A 13,875-nucleotide genomic window follows, 5' to 3' on the forward strand; every position below is an offset into this window, starting at 1 on the left:
AGCGGCGGGGGGCTAGGAGTTGGGGCAGGTGTCGCGGTACTCGGAGATGTCGCTGCTGCGGCTCGGCGGGGGGCAGAGGAACTGGTCGTAGCGGGTGTCGTTGTCCACGTACCGCTTGAGCCAGGAGATGCTGAACTTCGCGATCGTCGTGTTCGAGGTGTTCGGCGCGAAGTGGCTGGCGTTGTTGAGCTCCAGGTACGCCTTCTCCGCCGACGCGGGGATGCTCTCGTAGAACGGCTCGGAGTGCGAGGTCACCGACGCGACCGAGTCGTTCTCGGCCCCGATGATCATCGTGGGGACGCGGACGTTCCGGAAGTTCTTGTTCAGGTTCCACGGGGTCAGGGGGATCGCCGCCTGGAGCTCCGGACGGTCGAGGGCCGCCTCGAGCGACCCGCCGCCGCCCATCGAGTGCCCCATCACGGCGAGGCGGGACGAGTCGATCCGGTTCCGGACGCTGCTGCGCCCGGTCAGGTAGTCCAGCGCGGCCTCCAGCTGCCGGCCGCGGCTGTCGGGCTGGTCGAAGCGCGAGTTGGTGTCGATCGTGAAGACGACGAAGCCCTGCGAGGCGAGCCGCGGCCCGTACCAGGACATGCTGGACTGGCTGGCGGTGAAGCCGGGTGCGATCGCGATCGCGCCGAACGTGCCCTCGGAGGTGGTCGTCGGGTAGTAGATCGTCCCGCCGCCGAAGCCGGAGACCGACCACGACGAGACGCTGTCATCCGACACCGAGAACGGGCCGCGCGGGGCCTCGATGCTCGACTCCGTCGGGTCGGGACCGCGCTCGTACGGGTTCTCCGCGGCCTGCGCGGCCTGCGGTACGGCGATGGTTCCCGCGGTCAGAGCCGCGGCGAACACCATTTTCGCCGCGAGCCTGGGGGTGGATAGCACGTCGATTCGCTCCTGTTCGCGATGGAGCCGGGGGGAACGGCTCCAGAACGGGGGTGGGGCCGGGGACCCGGCTCCAGGACGCCGCCATTCTCGGCAGGCGCCCGCCCCGCGAACATCGGCGAAATCGCCGGTCCGTCGAACCTTTTCCACAAACTCCCGATAAACGTGCCATTACCGCTGGTCGTCAATCCGCGTCGGTGGCGGCGATGATCACTACCGTCCGGCCGTCGGGGCTCAGGACGGCGATGCCCACGTCCATCGGGGGAACGTCCTGGAAATGCCAGTCAGAGATGTGGAAGAGCCAGGTGCACCGTCCGGCCGCCTCCTCGATGGCCGCGATGTCGCCGTCCGGGGCGGCCCATCCGCCTCACCCCTTCGCCGATCCCCCCACATCACGCCCCCGGGTGCCCGGCCCGTCCCGCTTGCCCGGCCTGCTCGGCCCGCTCGGACTCGCCGTAGGCGGGCGCGATCCGGTGGCGTGCCCAGCCGAGGTAGAGCGCCGTCCCGGCCAGGCCCACCACGGTCAGGGTCAGGACCATGCTCCACTCGATGTACCAGGCGTCGCCGGTCTCGCGCGGCCAGCAGATGTTGATCGTCTGGACGGCCAGCCACAGCGCCGCCACGTACGTCACCGGGGCGCTGAACCGGCCGAGGCTGAACGACCCCGGACGCCACCCGCCGCGCAGGTGCAGCAGCGCGGCGCCCCACACCGGCAGCCCGAACGCGACGTAGAAGCCGACGGTCGTGAAGTTGACAGCGTCCGGCGGCCGACGATGTTGGCGAGGCTGCCGAGCACCAGGATCGCCAGGGCCGTGCCCATCGTCGCGGCCTTGCCGGGCGCGTCCACGCCGATCGCCTGGAGCAGGAAGCTCGCCGCGCCGTACGACAGCGTGGACAGCGCGATCGTGAGGCCCCACATGTAGGCCCACGCGGCGAACCACCCGGAGCCGGGGCCGCGCACGTGCCGGGCCCACTGGTAGACGCTGCCCTCGTACGGCCAGCGGGACGCCAGCTCACCGAACACGCACGCGACGAGCAGCTGCCCCCCGAGGACGATCGGAAACGCCCACCAGAACGCGGGACCGGCCGCGAGCAGGCCCAGCGTGAAGATCGCGTACAGCGCGACGATGGGCGACACGTCGGCGAACGCGAGCGCGGTCGCCGAACGCAGGTCGAAGCCCTTGCGGAGTGTGTGCGGATGCTCGGTGGGGGCCGGTACCTTGCCGATTCCGGTGCTGGAGGGGGTCATCGCGTGCCTTTGCTGTCGGTGTCCGGAGGGCCGGACGGGGCCTGCGGCGGGAGGCGATGCGGGCCATGCGGGCCGGAGGGCTCCCCGGGGAGGCCTTCGGGCAGCGGGATCGCGCGTGGTGTCAGGCCCAGCGAGCGGACGTGGCGGGCGATCTCGCCGAGCGGCGCCAGCCACACGTCCGGGCAGGACGCGACGTGCTCGATCAGCCCTTCCAGCGCGACGGCACGCCCGGGACGTCCCGAAAGGAAGGGATGTGCGGTCAGGACGAAGCAGCCGCGTTCCCGGCGCAGCGCCTCGAACTCGGCGCGCCACATCTCCACGGCCTTGAAGGGATTCTCGATCAGGCCCGTCCCGGAGATGTCGGGCAGGTAGCAGTACTGCTCCCAGTCGTCCAGGCCCCAGTGGACGGGGATCTCGACGATGGACGTGCCCGTGCCCGTGCCCAGCTCGTACGGGACGTCCGCGTCCATCAGGCTCGTGTCGTACAGGAACCCGCGCTCGGCCAGCAGACGCGGCGAGGCGTGGGTCAGCTCCCACATCGGCGCCCGGTACCCGTCCGGGCGGACGCCGGCGACCTCCTCCAGGGCGGCCAGGCCCCGGTCGAGGATCTCCGCCTCCGTCCGCTCGTCGACGGCGCCCCACGGCCCGGCCAGCGGTTCGTGCAGGTAGCCGTGGTGCGCGATCTCGTGGCCGCCGTCCAGGATCGCGCGGACGGCGCCGGGGTGGCGGTGCGCGGTGTAGCCGGGGACGAAGAACGTCGACCGGACCTCGTGCCGGGCGAGGATCCGCAGCAGCCGCGGAAGCCCGGTGAGCGGCCCGTACGCCTGGTGGCTCAGCACGCTCAGCCGCGCGGCGGCCTCGGGGTGGACGCCCAGGACGGCCGATTCGGCGTCCAGGTCGAAGGTGAACGACGCGGTGGACGTCGCCCTCCCCGGCCACCGGACCGGATCAGCGGGCCGCATCCCATCGGGCCCCGTCCCACCGGGCCCCGTCCCACCGGGACCCGTCACGCCCGGCCCTTCGCCAGCAGGCCCAGCACCTCGTAGATCACCGTGGCGGCCGCGATGGCGGTGATCTCGGCGTGGTCGTAGGCGGGCGCGACCTCCACCACGTCGGCGCCGACGATGTTCAGCCCGGCGAACCCGCGCAGGATGCCGAGCAGCTCCCGGCTGGTCATGCCGCCGCTGTCGGGCGTCCCCGTGCCGGGCGCGTAGGCGGGGTCGAGGACGTCGATGTCGATCGACAGGTAGACGGGCGCGTCCCGGACCCGTGCCCGCACCCTCTCGGCGACGCCCCGCGCACCGAGGTCGTCCAGTTCGGCGCAGTGGACGATCGTGAACCCGAAGCGCGCGTCGTCCACCAGGTCCTGCGGGTCGTAGAGGGGGCCGCGGATGCCGACGTGCGCGCTCGCGTCCCGCATCAGCAGCCCCTCCTCGGCGGCGCGGCGGAACGGGGTGCCGTGCGTGTACGGCTCGCCGAAGTAGGTGTCCCAGGTGTCCAGGTGCGCGTCGAAGTGGACGAGGGCGAGCGGGCCGTGCAGCGCGTGCGCGGCCCGCAGCGCCGGGAGAGCGATCGTGTGGTCGCCGCCGATCGTGATCGCCCGCCGGCCGTCCCCGGTCAACTCCCGCAGCCCCGCCTCGACCTGCTGGATCGCCGCGCCGATGTCGAACGGGTTGCAGGCGATGTCCCCGGCGTCCACGACCTGCTGGGACGCGAAGGGCAGCACGTCCAGCGCCGGGTTGTACGGCTTGAGGAGCCGCGATCCCTGCCGCACCGCCGCCGGCCCGAACCGCGCCCCCGGGCGGTAGGAGACGCCGCTGTCGAACGGGACGCCGACGACGGCGACCTCGTAGCCGGGGACGTCGGCGCGGCGGGGGAGGCGGGCGAACGTCGTCGGCCCGGCGAACCGCGGGATCTCCAGGGCGTTCACCTGCCCGACCGGCTCCCGCGGGAGGGGCTGCTGCGCGTCCGGCTCCTGCGCGGGGGGCTCCTGGGCGGCCGGATCCATCGGGTTCCTTTCCGGGAGGCTCACGCGCGGGCCCTCGTGGTACCGCCGTTGACGTGCAGGGTCTGCCCGATGAGCGTCGGCAGCCGGGCGTCGGCGAGGAACGCGACCGACTCGGCGACCTCCTCGGGCGTGGCGATGCGGCCGAGCGGCACCCGGTCGGCGTACCGGGCGCGGATCTCGTCGACGGTCACCCCGGCGGCCTTCGCGTCCACCTCCAGCTGGGCGGTGTCGATCACGCTCGGCGCGATGGCGTTGACCGCGATGCCGAGCGGGCCCAGCTCACGGCCCAGCGACTTGGTGAGGGCGATCATCCCGGCCTTGGACGCGGAGTAGGCGGTGGCGTCCGGCCACCCGATCAGCCCCCATTCGGACGAGATCAGGACCATCCGGCCGCCGCCGCGCTCGACCATCCCGGGCAGGACGGCCTGCGCGCACGCGAACGTCCCGCCGAGGTTGACGTCGATGATCCGCCACCAGTCGTCCAGGTCGTGTTCGGCGAACGGCGCCATCGTCATGTAGGCGGCCCCGGCGACGAGGATCCCGGTCTGCTCGCCCGTCTGCCGCTCGACGCCGGCGACCATCGTCTCGACGGCCTCGTGGTCGGACACGTCGGCCGGTGCCGTCACGCCGCCCAGTTCGGCGGCGAGACCGGCCACGTCCCGGTCGGGGTGGTCGTTGAGGGCGACGAGGTGGCCGCCGGCAGCGAGCCGCCGCGCGATCGCCGTGCCGAGGCCGCCGCCGGCCCCGGTGATCAGTGCGACCGCCATCTAGATCACCGCCCCGGCGTTGGGGGACAGGATCTCGCCGGCGCAGAACGTCGCGTCCTCGACGAGGTAGGCGGCGGCGAGCGCGATCTCCTCGGCGGCCGTCAGCCGCCCGGCGGGGAGGGTCTGCAGGTAGGCGGGCCTGCGCCAGGGCGAGTCGGACGGCAGCAGCGGCGTGTCGGTCGGGCCGGGCGCCACCGCGTTCACCCGAACGCCGGACGGTGCGAGCTCCGCCGCCAGCGCCCGGACGAAGCCGATCACCGCGCCCTTGGCCGCCGCGTAGTGGGCTTCGGCGTCCCCGCCGCCGATGGCCAGCTCCGACGTGACCGCGACGACGCTGCCCCGGCCGCGTTCCATCATTCCCGGCGTCACGGCCTTGCAGACGTTGACCACCCCGCCCAGGTGCACCCGGAGCATCCGGTGCCACTCGGACCAGGCGATGTCGGACACCGGGACGATCGCGTAGTGCCCGGCCGCGCACAGCGTCGCCTCGATCGGCCCCAGCTCGCGCTCGATCCGCCGGGCCGCGGCGGTCACCTGCGCCGGGTCCGACACGTCGACGCCCACCGAGTAATCGGCGTCGTCGGCGGGGCTCAGGTCCAGGCCGGCCGTCGTCCAGCCGCGCCCCGACAGCTCGCGCACCATCGCGGCGCCTATGCCGCTCGCCGCGCCGGTGACGAGTGCGACTCGCTCCCGCATCTGACCTCCGAACAGGTGGGTGAACGGCTGGGCGTTCACGTGGGCAAGACATCAGGCAAACCCGTCATAACCCCAGGTGACAAGGGGCATGGTGATTTCTTGGCCAAATGCACCGCGCCATGCCCGGGCTGTCGTGCCCTTCTCCAAAACACGGTCATGATCAGGCGCCACCGCCGACCCGGGGTGAGAGGCTGAGGCTGTGACCAGCGATCCCGCGGTGCTGCGCCTCACCGTCCGGCAGCTCCTTGAGGTGCCGCGCTTCCGGCTGCGCCTGGTCGCCGGGGAGGACGGGCTGGACCGCCCGATCCGCTGGGCCCACTCCACCGAGCTGCTCGACCCCGGCCCCTACCTGCGCGGCAACGAGATCGTCCTGACGGTCGGCGCGTCACTGCGCGACGACGAGGCGTGCGCCGCGTTCGCCGGCTCCGCCAAGGCCAGCCGCGCCAGCGCGATCGGTTACGGCATCGGCGACGTGACGGCCGCCGCGCCCGACGCCCTGCGTCAGGCCTGCGACCGGTTCGCCCTGCCGCTCGTGGAGGTCCCGCCCGAGGTTCCGTTCCTGAGCTTCACCGAGTGGTTCGCCGAACGGCTCGCGTCCTCCCACGACGAGCGGCACGAGCGCGAGGAGACCGGGCGGCTGCTGCGCATGGTCCGGGAGGGGCTCGCGTCCGCGGAGGTGCTCCGCCCTCGGATCGACGAGACCGGGCTCGACCACGAGTCGCTTCTCGCGATCGCGATGGACGCCACCGAGGAGGATCTTCCGGGTCTGCTCGGGGTGGACGGCGACATGGCCGTCCTGATCACCAACGACGACCACGCGTGGGCCGAGCCGGCGGGCGTCGGCAGCCCCGGCCCCCTGGAGCATCTGCCGCTGTCGCTGACCGAGAGCGTGGCCGCGCTGGACGCCGCGCGCCGCTCCGGGGGCGTCGTCCACGCCTCCGACCTGGCCACCTTCCAGGCGCTCCTCGGCCGTCTCACCCAGGATCAGATGGCCCCGTTCGTCGACCAGATCGCCCGCCCGCTGAGCGAGTACGACGCCGCGCACGGGACCCGTCTCACCGAGACGCTCCGCACGTTCCTCGACATGGGAGGCTCGGTCGGCGCCACGTCCCGTGCCCTCTTCCTGCATCCGAACACGCTGCGCCACCGTCTGGCCCGGATCGAGTCGCTCACGGGCCGCAATCCCCTTCAGTTCGACGACCGGGTGGCGCTGGCGATAGCGGTCTGGGTGGTGCGCTGACCCGGAATATCCGGCCGTGCCGCGCCGGAGGCAGCGAAATTGCGGTAAATGTCGGAATTGCTCCATGGGAAATGCCCGGCCGGCGCGGGGAAGCGGGCAGAGCGGCGGAGAGCGGGGAGAGTCGGGGGAGGGCGTGTGCGGCGGCGGGGTGTGAACCCTGTGCGCTTCGGTGACGGCACCGTGGCGCGACCGTAAGTGATCGTCGCAGCGTGCCGGGACGACGGGCCGTTGCCGGACGTTCGTGATCTCCACTGGAGCCCCCGCGGTCACCGCCGTCACGCCGACCTCGGAGTCATGCCCACTCTGTGTATTCATTAATGTCCTCAATGGGAATGCGGACAGGCCCGAATTTCGCGTTTCTGGCCACCCCCGGATGGACGGGGCTAGGTTGGCCCGTGACACGCGTTCATTGACCGTGTGCGTGAACGTTCGGCTGATCGTGTGACTGACAGAGCCGTACCGGTGAAAGGAGCGTCAGACCGATGACGGATGCCCCCCGCGGCCCGGAACAGGCGCCGGAGACGAAGATCAATACTGACGTTCCGCAATCGGCCCGGATCTGGAACTACTGGCTCGGCGGCACCGACAACTACGAGATCGACCGGGTCGCCGGCGACCAGTACTTCTCGCTGTATCCGGGCATCGTGCCGATCGCCCGCGCCGGCCGCTACTTCATGGACCGCGCGATCCGGTTCCTCGCCACCGAGCGCGGCATCCGCCAGTTCATGGACTGCGGGACCGGCCTGCCCACCCTCGACAACACCCACGAGATGGCCCAGCGCGCCGCCCCGGACGCGAAGGTCGTCTACGTCGACAACGACCCTCTCGTCCTCGCGCACGCCCGCGCCCTCCTGACCGGCAGCGGCGAGGGCCGCACCGCCTACATCGACTGCGACCTGCACGACCCCAAGACGATCATGAGCAGGGCGTCGGAGCTGCTCGACCTGTCCCAGCCCGTCGGGCTGATGCTGATCGGCGTCATGGGGCACATCGTCGACGCCGACGAGGCGCTCGGCGTCGTCCGCGGGCTGATGGAGCCGCTCGCGTCCGGCAGCTACCTCATCCTGCACGACTCCAACGACACCAACGAGGCGTTCAACGCGGCGCAGCGCGCCTACGACGAGACCGGCGCCATCCCGTTCCGGCTGCGCAGCCCGGAGTTCATCCGCAGCTACTTCGACGGGCTGGAGATCGAGGAGCCGGGGCTCGTGACCAGCGGGGCGTGGCGTCCGGAGGTCGGCGTCGAGGTCGAGGAGCTCCCGACCCTCTGCGCGTTGGCCCGCAAACCCTGACACAGAGCCGCTCCGAATCCGTGCGGCCCTACCCGGACACGTGCGGAGACCGCCCACGGAAGCGGCGCGCCGGACGTCGCTCACCGTTCCGTGTTCGACGCGGTGCGTAAAGGTATAGTGAGGCCTTCGTCCACGACTGTCCCCCGATGAGGAGTCCCCTTGGCCTCCGTCACGATCACCGGTAGAAGACAGCCCACAGACGCCCTGGGGGACCCCCTCGTCCCCAGGATGCTGCTGGCGCGGGGGCTCCGCACGCTGCGGGAGGACGCCCGGATCAGCCGGACGGACGCCGCGCGGAAGATCAAGGGATCCGTCTCCAAGATCGGGCGGATGGAGCTGGGCCGCTCGGGATGCGGACCCGCCGACGTCGCCGCCCTCCTCGACCTCTACGGCGCGGACGACGACGAGCGGGCGACGCTGCTGGCCCTCACCGAGCAGACCACCGCGCGTCCATGGTGGTACGCCGACGGCGACATCGTCCCGGCGTGGGTGCGGCCCTACCTGAGCGCCGAGCAGGCGGCCAGGCTGGTCCGCACGTTCGAGGCCCAGTTCGTCCCCGGCCTGCTGCAGACCGAGGACTACGCCCGCGCGCTGATCCGCCGCGTCAACCCCGAGGCGGAGGTCGAGCGGCGCGTCGAGTTCCGGATGCTGCGCCAGCGCGTCCTGCGCCGCCGGCCGCGGCCCCTCAACCTGTGGGTGGTGCTGGACGAGGCGGCGCTGTGGCGTCCGATCGGCGACCCGGAGACGATGCGGGGCCAGATCCGGCACATCGTCGAGCTGTGCCGGCGGCCGAACGTCACCGTCCAGATCGCGCCGTTCGGGATCTGCGGGCGCGTCGCCGGCGACGGGCCGCTCACCCTCGTCCGGTTCCCGCAGCAGGGACTGCCCGACATGGTCTACCTGGAGCGGGCCAACAGCGCCGTGTACCCGGTTCGGCGGGCGGAGATCGAGCGGCACTGGCACGTCTTCAACACCCTGGTGACCGAGGCCGCCCCGCCCGAGCGCACGCCGCAGATTCTCTCCGGAATCCTCGGCACCTACTCATCCGGCACCCACTGACCCACGGCTCGTACTTACTCTGCGCACGTACGAATTTCCGGCACGTACCGACTCTCGGCACGTACTGACTCTGCGCATGTACCCACCGTTCCGACCCGCTCGGCGATCACATATTCGCGGCTGACCACTTCCGGCCTATTTCCTTAAATAACGGATATTCGGGAGGGGTGGCGCGGCGGTTCGGGGACGTAGGCCACAAGGGGCTTCTTCGACGCCCATGTTTACCGGTCGATCACCCGGTTACCGGGCATCGTTGACGCCCCACGCCGCCGCCCTCGAAGGAACGCCATGTCCGTCAGCGAGCGCCTGTGGAACGAGACCCGCCTGTGGAACGAGACTGAGGAACGCCGGTCCCGGGACGCACTCCAAACCCGGGAGAACTTCCCGGTCGCCACGCGGTTGCTGCCGGCGCGGCACCGTGCTCACCTGTTGAACGTGTACGGCTACGCCCGGCTCGTCGACGACATCGGCGACGAGGCGCCCCCCGGTGAGCGGGCGGCCCTGCTCGACCTGGTCGAACGCGACCTCGACCGGATCTACGCGGGCACGGCGCCGGAGCTTCCGGCGATGCGCAACCTGGCCCGGACGGTCACCGCCCGCGCGATCCCGGCCGAGCCGTTCCGCCGCCTGCTGCGGGCCAACCGCGAGGACCAGGTCGTCTCCCGGTACGGCACGTTCGACGACCTGCTCGGCTACTGCGCGCTGTCCGCCGACCCGGTCGGGCACATCGTCCTGCACGTCTTCGGCGCCGCCACCCCGGACCGGCTCGCACTGTCCGACCGGGTGTGCACCGCGCTCCAGATCATCGAGCACTGCCAGGACGCCGGCGAGGACTACCGGAACGGGCGGATCTATCTGCCCGGCGACGACCTGCGCCGGTTCGGGTGCGAGGAGAGCGATCTGGGAGCCGCCGTCACCCCCACCCGGCTGCGGGGCGTGATCGCCCTCCAGGCGGCGCGGGCCGGGCGGATGCTGGACGACGGTGCGGCGCTCACCGGGCGGCTCCGCGGTTTCGCGCGGGTCGCCGTGGCCGGATACGTGGGCGGCGGCCTGGCGGCGCTGTCGGCGCTGGAACGCGGGGCCTACGACGTGCTGGGGGCCCCGTCACGGCCGAGGAAAACGCGGCTGCTGGCCGAGTGGTCGCGGACTCTGGGAAGGAGATGACGAGATGGGCGAACCCGCGCAGGCCGGTGCCTACCGGTACTGCGAGAACGTGGTCCGTTCGCAGGCGCGCAACTTCTCGTACGGGATCCGGCTGCTCCCCGCGCCGAAGAGGCGGGCGCTGAGCGCCGTCTACGCGTTCGCCCGCCGGATCGACGACATCGGCGACGACCATCACGCGCCGGCCGCGGACAGGCTCGCGAAGCTGGCGGCCGAGCGCGCGAACCTCGCCGACCTCGACGCCCGCCCGTCCGATCCGGTGCTGGTGGCGCTGTCGGACGCGGCGCGCCGCCACCCGATCCCGCTGGACGCGTTCGGGGAACTGATCGACGGCTGCGAGGCCGATGTCCGCGGTGGCTGCTATGACACCTTCGACGACCTGCTCTGGTACTGCCGGTGCGTCGCCGGGACCGTCGGCCGCCTGTCGCTCGGCGTGTTCGGGACCTCCGACCCCGGGACGGCCGGGCCGCGCGCCGACGCGCTCGGCGTCGCGCTGCAGCTGACGAACATCCTGCGGGACGTCCGGGAGGACGGGACGAACGGCCGCGTCTACCTCCCCGCCAAGGACCTCGCCCGGTTCGGGTGCACGCTGCACCGGGACGAGGCGGGCCGGCTGACCGACCCGCCGGAACGGCTGGCGTCCCTCATCCGGTTCGAGGCGTCCCGCGCGGAGGAGTGGTACGCCACCGGGCTCACGCTGCTGCCCATGCTCGACCGCCGCAGCGCGGCCTGCGCCGGGGCGATGGCGGGCATCTACCGGCACCTGCTGAAACGCATCACGGCCGATCCCATCGCCGCGCTGGACACGCGCACGTCCCTGCCGGCGTGGGAGAAGGCCGCCGTGTCCGCGAAGGCGCTGTCGGGGATCCGCCGATGAGCGCCGGCGGAGGCCTCCGGGGCCCCGAAGGCGCCGACGGCCCCGAAGGCGTCGGAGGGCATGTCGCCATCGTCGGCGGCGGCCTCGCGGGGATCACCGCGGCGCTGGCCCTCCAGGAGGCGGGCCTGCGGACGACGATCTACGAGGCGCGTCCCCGGCTCGGCGGCGCCACGCACTCCTTCGAACGCGAGTCGTGCGGGCGGCGCCTCACCGTCGACAACGGGCAGCACATCTTCCTGAAGTGCTGCTCGGCGTACCGGGGGCTGCTGGAACGGCTGGACGCGCTGGACCGGGTCCGCGTCCAGGACCGCTTCGACGTCCGCGTCCTGACCCCCGAAGGGCCGGGCGGGCGGCTCCGCCGCGCCAAGGCACCCGGCCCGCTGCACTTCCTGCCCGCGCTCGCCGGCTACGCGCTGCTCTCCCCGGCCGACCGGCTGCGCGCCGTCCGCGCGTCGCTGGCGCTCGACCGCCTCGACCCGGACGACCCGTCCCTCGACGGGTTGGGCATGGGCGGCTGGCTCGCCGAGCACGGGCAGCGGCCGCAGGCCAGGCGGGCGCTCTGGGAGCTGTTCGTCACGGCGGCGCTCAACGTCGGGCTGGACGAGGCCGCGCTCGGCCCCGCCGCGATGGTGTGCCAGACGGCGCTGCTCGGCCGGTCCGACGCCGCCGACATCGGTGTCGCGTCCGTCCCGCTCGGCGAGCTGCACGGCACGATCGCGGCACGGCAGATCGAACGGGGCGGCGGCCGGGTCCATCTCGGCGGGAAGGTGTCGGCGATCGAGGCCGGGCCGAAGCTCGTGGTGAACGGATCCCCGGCCGTCGCGGACGCCGTCGTCGTCGCGGTGCCGCACCGGGCGGCGGCCGCGCTCGTCCCGGAGGAGGCGTGCCCGGACCGGGCGAGCTGGGCGGCCCTCGGGTCCAGCCCCATCGTCAACGTCCACGTCGTCTACGACCGGCCGGTCATGCGGGAGCCGTTCGTCGCGGCGGTCGACTCGCCCGTCCAGTGGGTGTTCGACCGCACCGATGTGAGCGGCTTGACCAGTGAGGACGGCTTGACCGGTGGCAACGGTCCGAACGGCGGCCAGTACCTCGCGGTCTCGGTCTCGGCGGCCGACCGCTGGATCGACACCCCGGCCGCCCAGCTGCGGGAGGTCTACCTGCCCGAGCTGGAGCGGCTGTTCCCGGCGGCCCGCCGCGCCCGCGTCACCGACTTCTTCGTGACGCGGGAACGGCACGCCACATTCCGTCAGAGCCCCGGCAGCGGCGCGCTGCGTCCCGCGTCCGCGACCCGGCTGCCGTGGCTGTTCCTCGCCGGCGCGTGGACCGACACGGGCTGGCCCGACACGATGGAGGGAGCCGTGCGCAGTGGCCTCAGTGCCGCCCGCCTCGTCCGCCGACACCTGCGCGACCCGGGCTACGACCCGGCCACGTACGTCCCCGGCACGTACGCCCCGATCCCTGACGACCCGACCCCGGAAGCCCGGACCCCGGAAGCCCGGACCCCGGACGACCCGAGCACGTACGACCCGAGCACGTACGACCCGAGCACGTACGAGAGCACGGACGAGGTGAGCGGCCGATGACGACCGTCCCGACCCCCATCACCGATGGACGCGCGCTGGTGGACCAGGCGATGCGCGCCTCCGCCGAACGGCTCGATCCCTGGACCCGCCGCGTCGTCGCCTACCACCTCGGCTGGACCGACGAGGACGGCCGCCCCGCCGCGGCCGGCGGGAAGGCGCTGCGTCCCATGCTGGCGCTGCTGTCGGCCCGCGCCGCCGGGACGCCGCCCGAGACGGCGCTCCCCGGCGCCGTCGCCGTCGAGTTCGTGCACGCGTTCTCGCTGCTGCACGACGACATCATGGACGGCGACCGGACGCGCCGCCACCGTCCCGCCGCATGGACGGTGTTCGGCCCGTCCGCCGCCATCCTCGGCGGCGACGCGCTGCTGGCGCTGTCGGAGAACCTGCTGCTGGACGAGCACACGCGCGGCGCGCACTGGGCGGCGCGGGCGCTGACCGCGGCCACGCAGCGGCTCATCACGGGGCAGGCGCTCGACCTCGGGTTCGAGCAGCGCGACGACGTGTCCCTCGACGAGTGCCTCGCCATGGCCGCGGACAAGACCGGGGCGCTGCTCGCCTGCGCCTGCTCGATCGGGGCGATGCTCGGCGAGGGGCCGACGCGGCTCGTCACGGCGCTGACCGGGTTCGGGGCCGAGATGGGCCTGGCGTTCCAGCTCGTCGACGACCTGCTCGGCATCTGGGGAAGCCCGGACACGACCGGCAAGCCCGTCCTGTCGGACCTGCGGGCGCGCAAGAAGTCCCTGCCCGTGGTGTTCGCGCTGAACGCCGGGACCGCCGAGTCCGGACGTCTCGCGGAACTGTACGCGCGGCCGGAGCAGCCGTCCGAGGACGCGCTGCGGGAGATGGCCCGCCTGGTCGAGGCGGCGGGCGGACGGGACTGGGCCGCGGCCGAGGCGGACCGCCGCATCGCGTCGGCCGAGCGGCACCTCGCCGACTCGGGGATGGACGGCCACGTCCGCGCCGAGTTCCGCGACATCGCACTCTTCGTCACCTCCCGTGATCACTGAACCCTCACGTCCCTCACGTCAGCACCGACGAGTCAACACAGGCGAGTC

14 protein-coding genes and 1 pseudogene are annotated in these 13,875 nt (G+C 72.6%); 7 read left to right on the forward strand and 8 right to left on the reverse strand.

The window, feature by feature from the left end; genetic code table 11:
• Positions 1 to 12: 12 nt before the first annotated feature.
• The 8 genes and pseudogenes from bdeA to ACTWPP_RS01690 form a co-directional block, all read right to left on the reverse strand.
• Entirely contained in the window at positions 13 to 858 is an 846-nt protein-coding gene (bdeA, locus tag ACTWPP_RS01655) for a bis(hydroxyethyl) terephthalate hydrolase (RefSeq protein ID WP_443102706.1), read from the reverse strand.
• Positions 859 to 1,072: 214 nt separating this feature from the next.
• Positions 1,073 to 1,231: pseudogene (locus tag ACTWPP_RS01660) on the reverse strand (DUF6183 family protein); the annotation flags it as partial.
• A gap of 49 nt (positions 1,232 to 1,280) precedes the next feature.
• Positions 1,281 to 1,520 carry a hypothetical protein gene (locus ACTWPP_RS01665; RefSeq protein WP_443102223.1) on the reverse strand — a complete coding sequence of 80 codons (240 nt, stop codon included), beginning with the start codon at positions 1,518 to 1,520 and terminating at the stop codon, positions 1,281 to 1,283.
• On the reverse strand, positions 1,517 to 2,137 hold the full coding sequence (locus ACTWPP_RS01670) for an amino acid permease (RefSeq protein WP_443102224.1): 621 nt from the start codon (positions 2,135 to 2,137) through the stop codon (positions 1,517 to 1,519). The genes ACTWPP_RS01665 and ACTWPP_RS01670 overlap by 4 nt, the downstream gene beginning before the upstream one ends.
• Positions 2,134 to 3,099 (reverse strand): polysaccharide deacetylase family protein, encoded by a 966-nt coding sequence (locus ACTWPP_RS01675; protein WP_443102226.1) that lies wholly within the window; start codon positions 3,097 to 3,099, stop codon positions 2,134 to 2,136. Before ACTWPP_RS01675 ends, ACTWPP_RS01670 begins: the two co-directional genes overlap by 4 nt.
• Positions 3,100 to 3,143: 44 nt before the next feature.
• Entirely contained in the window at positions 3,144 to 4,145 is a 1,002-nt protein-coding gene (gene speB / locus ACTWPP_RS01680) for an agmatinase (protein WP_443102227.1), read from the reverse strand.
• A 20-nt stretch (positions 4,146 to 4,165) separates the two neighbouring features.
• The gene (locus ACTWPP_RS01685; RefSeq protein WP_443102228.1) at positions 4,166 to 4,912 is read right to left on the reverse strand and encodes an SDR family NAD(P)-dependent oxidoreductase; all 747 of its coding nucleotides are present in this window, start codon (positions 4,910 to 4,912) and stop codon (positions 4,166 to 4,168) included.
• Positions 4,913 to 5,608, reverse strand: a complete 696-nt coding sequence (locus ACTWPP_RS01690) for an SDR family NAD(P)-dependent oxidoreductase (protein ID WP_443102229.1) — start codon at positions 5,606 to 5,608, stop codon at positions 4,913 to 4,915. It abuts the gene before it with no gap.
• Between the two features lie 199 nt (positions 5,609 to 5,807).
• Here ACTWPP_RS01690 and ACTWPP_RS01695 point away from each other — a divergent pair, with 199 nt between their 5' ends.
• The 7 genes from ACTWPP_RS01695 to ACTWPP_RS01725 all read left to right on the forward strand — a co-directional run bounded on the left by ACTWPP_RS01695 (position 5,808) and on the right by ACTWPP_RS01725 (position 13,827).
• On the forward strand, positions 5,808 to 6,848 hold the full coding sequence (locus ACTWPP_RS01695; RefSeq protein WP_443102230.1) for a PucR family transcriptional regulator: 1,041 nt from the start codon (positions 5,808 to 5,810) through the stop codon (positions 6,846 to 6,848).
• Between the two features lie 482 nt (positions 6,849 to 7,330).
• Positions 7,331 to 8,140, forward strand: a complete 810-nt coding sequence (locus ACTWPP_RS01700; protein ID WP_443102231.1) for an SAM-dependent methyltransferase — start codon at positions 7,331 to 7,333, stop codon at positions 8,138 to 8,140.
• Between the two features lie 228 nt (positions 8,141 to 8,368).
• The gene (locus ACTWPP_RS01705; RefSeq protein WP_443102232.1) at positions 8,369 to 9,199 is read left to right on the forward strand and encodes a helix-turn-helix domain-containing protein; all 831 of its coding nucleotides are present in this window, start codon (positions 8,369 to 8,371) and stop codon (positions 9,197 to 9,199) included.
• A 288-nt stretch (positions 9,200 to 9,487) separates the two neighbouring features.
• Positions 9,488 to 10,363 (forward strand): squalene synthase HpnC, encoded by an 876-nt coding sequence (gene hpnC, locus ACTWPP_RS01710; protein ID WP_443102233.1) that lies wholly within the window; start codon positions 9,488 to 9,490, stop codon positions 10,361 to 10,363.
• 4 nt (positions 10,364 to 10,367) lie between these two features.
• Positions 10,368 to 11,237: a presqualene diphosphate synthase HpnD gene (gene hpnD, locus ACTWPP_RS01715; RefSeq protein WP_443102234.1), complete on the forward strand. Its 870-nt coding sequence runs from the start codon at positions 10,368 to 10,370 to the stop codon at positions 11,235 to 11,237.
• Entirely contained in the window at positions 11,234 to 12,820 is a 1,587-nt protein-coding gene (hpnE, locus tag ACTWPP_RS01720) for a hydroxysqualene dehydroxylase HpnE (protein ID WP_443102235.1), read from the forward strand. Before hpnD ends, hpnE begins: the two co-directional genes overlap by 4 nt.
• The gene (locus ACTWPP_RS01725; RefSeq protein ID WP_443102236.1) at positions 12,817 to 13,827 is read left to right on the forward strand and encodes a polyprenyl synthetase family protein; all 1,011 of its coding nucleotides are present in this window, start codon (positions 12,817 to 12,819) and stop codon (positions 13,825 to 13,827) included. The genes hpnE and ACTWPP_RS01725 overlap by 4 nt, the downstream gene beginning before the upstream one ends.
• The last annotated feature ends 48 nt before the right edge of the window (positions 13,828 to 13,875 follow it).

Origin of the sequence: Actinomadura sp. 3N407 (genome assembly GCF_052245875.1) — a bacterium.
Taxonomy (GTDB): domain Bacteria; phylum Actinomycetota; class Actinomycetes; order Streptosporangiales; family Streptosporangiaceae; genus Spirillospora.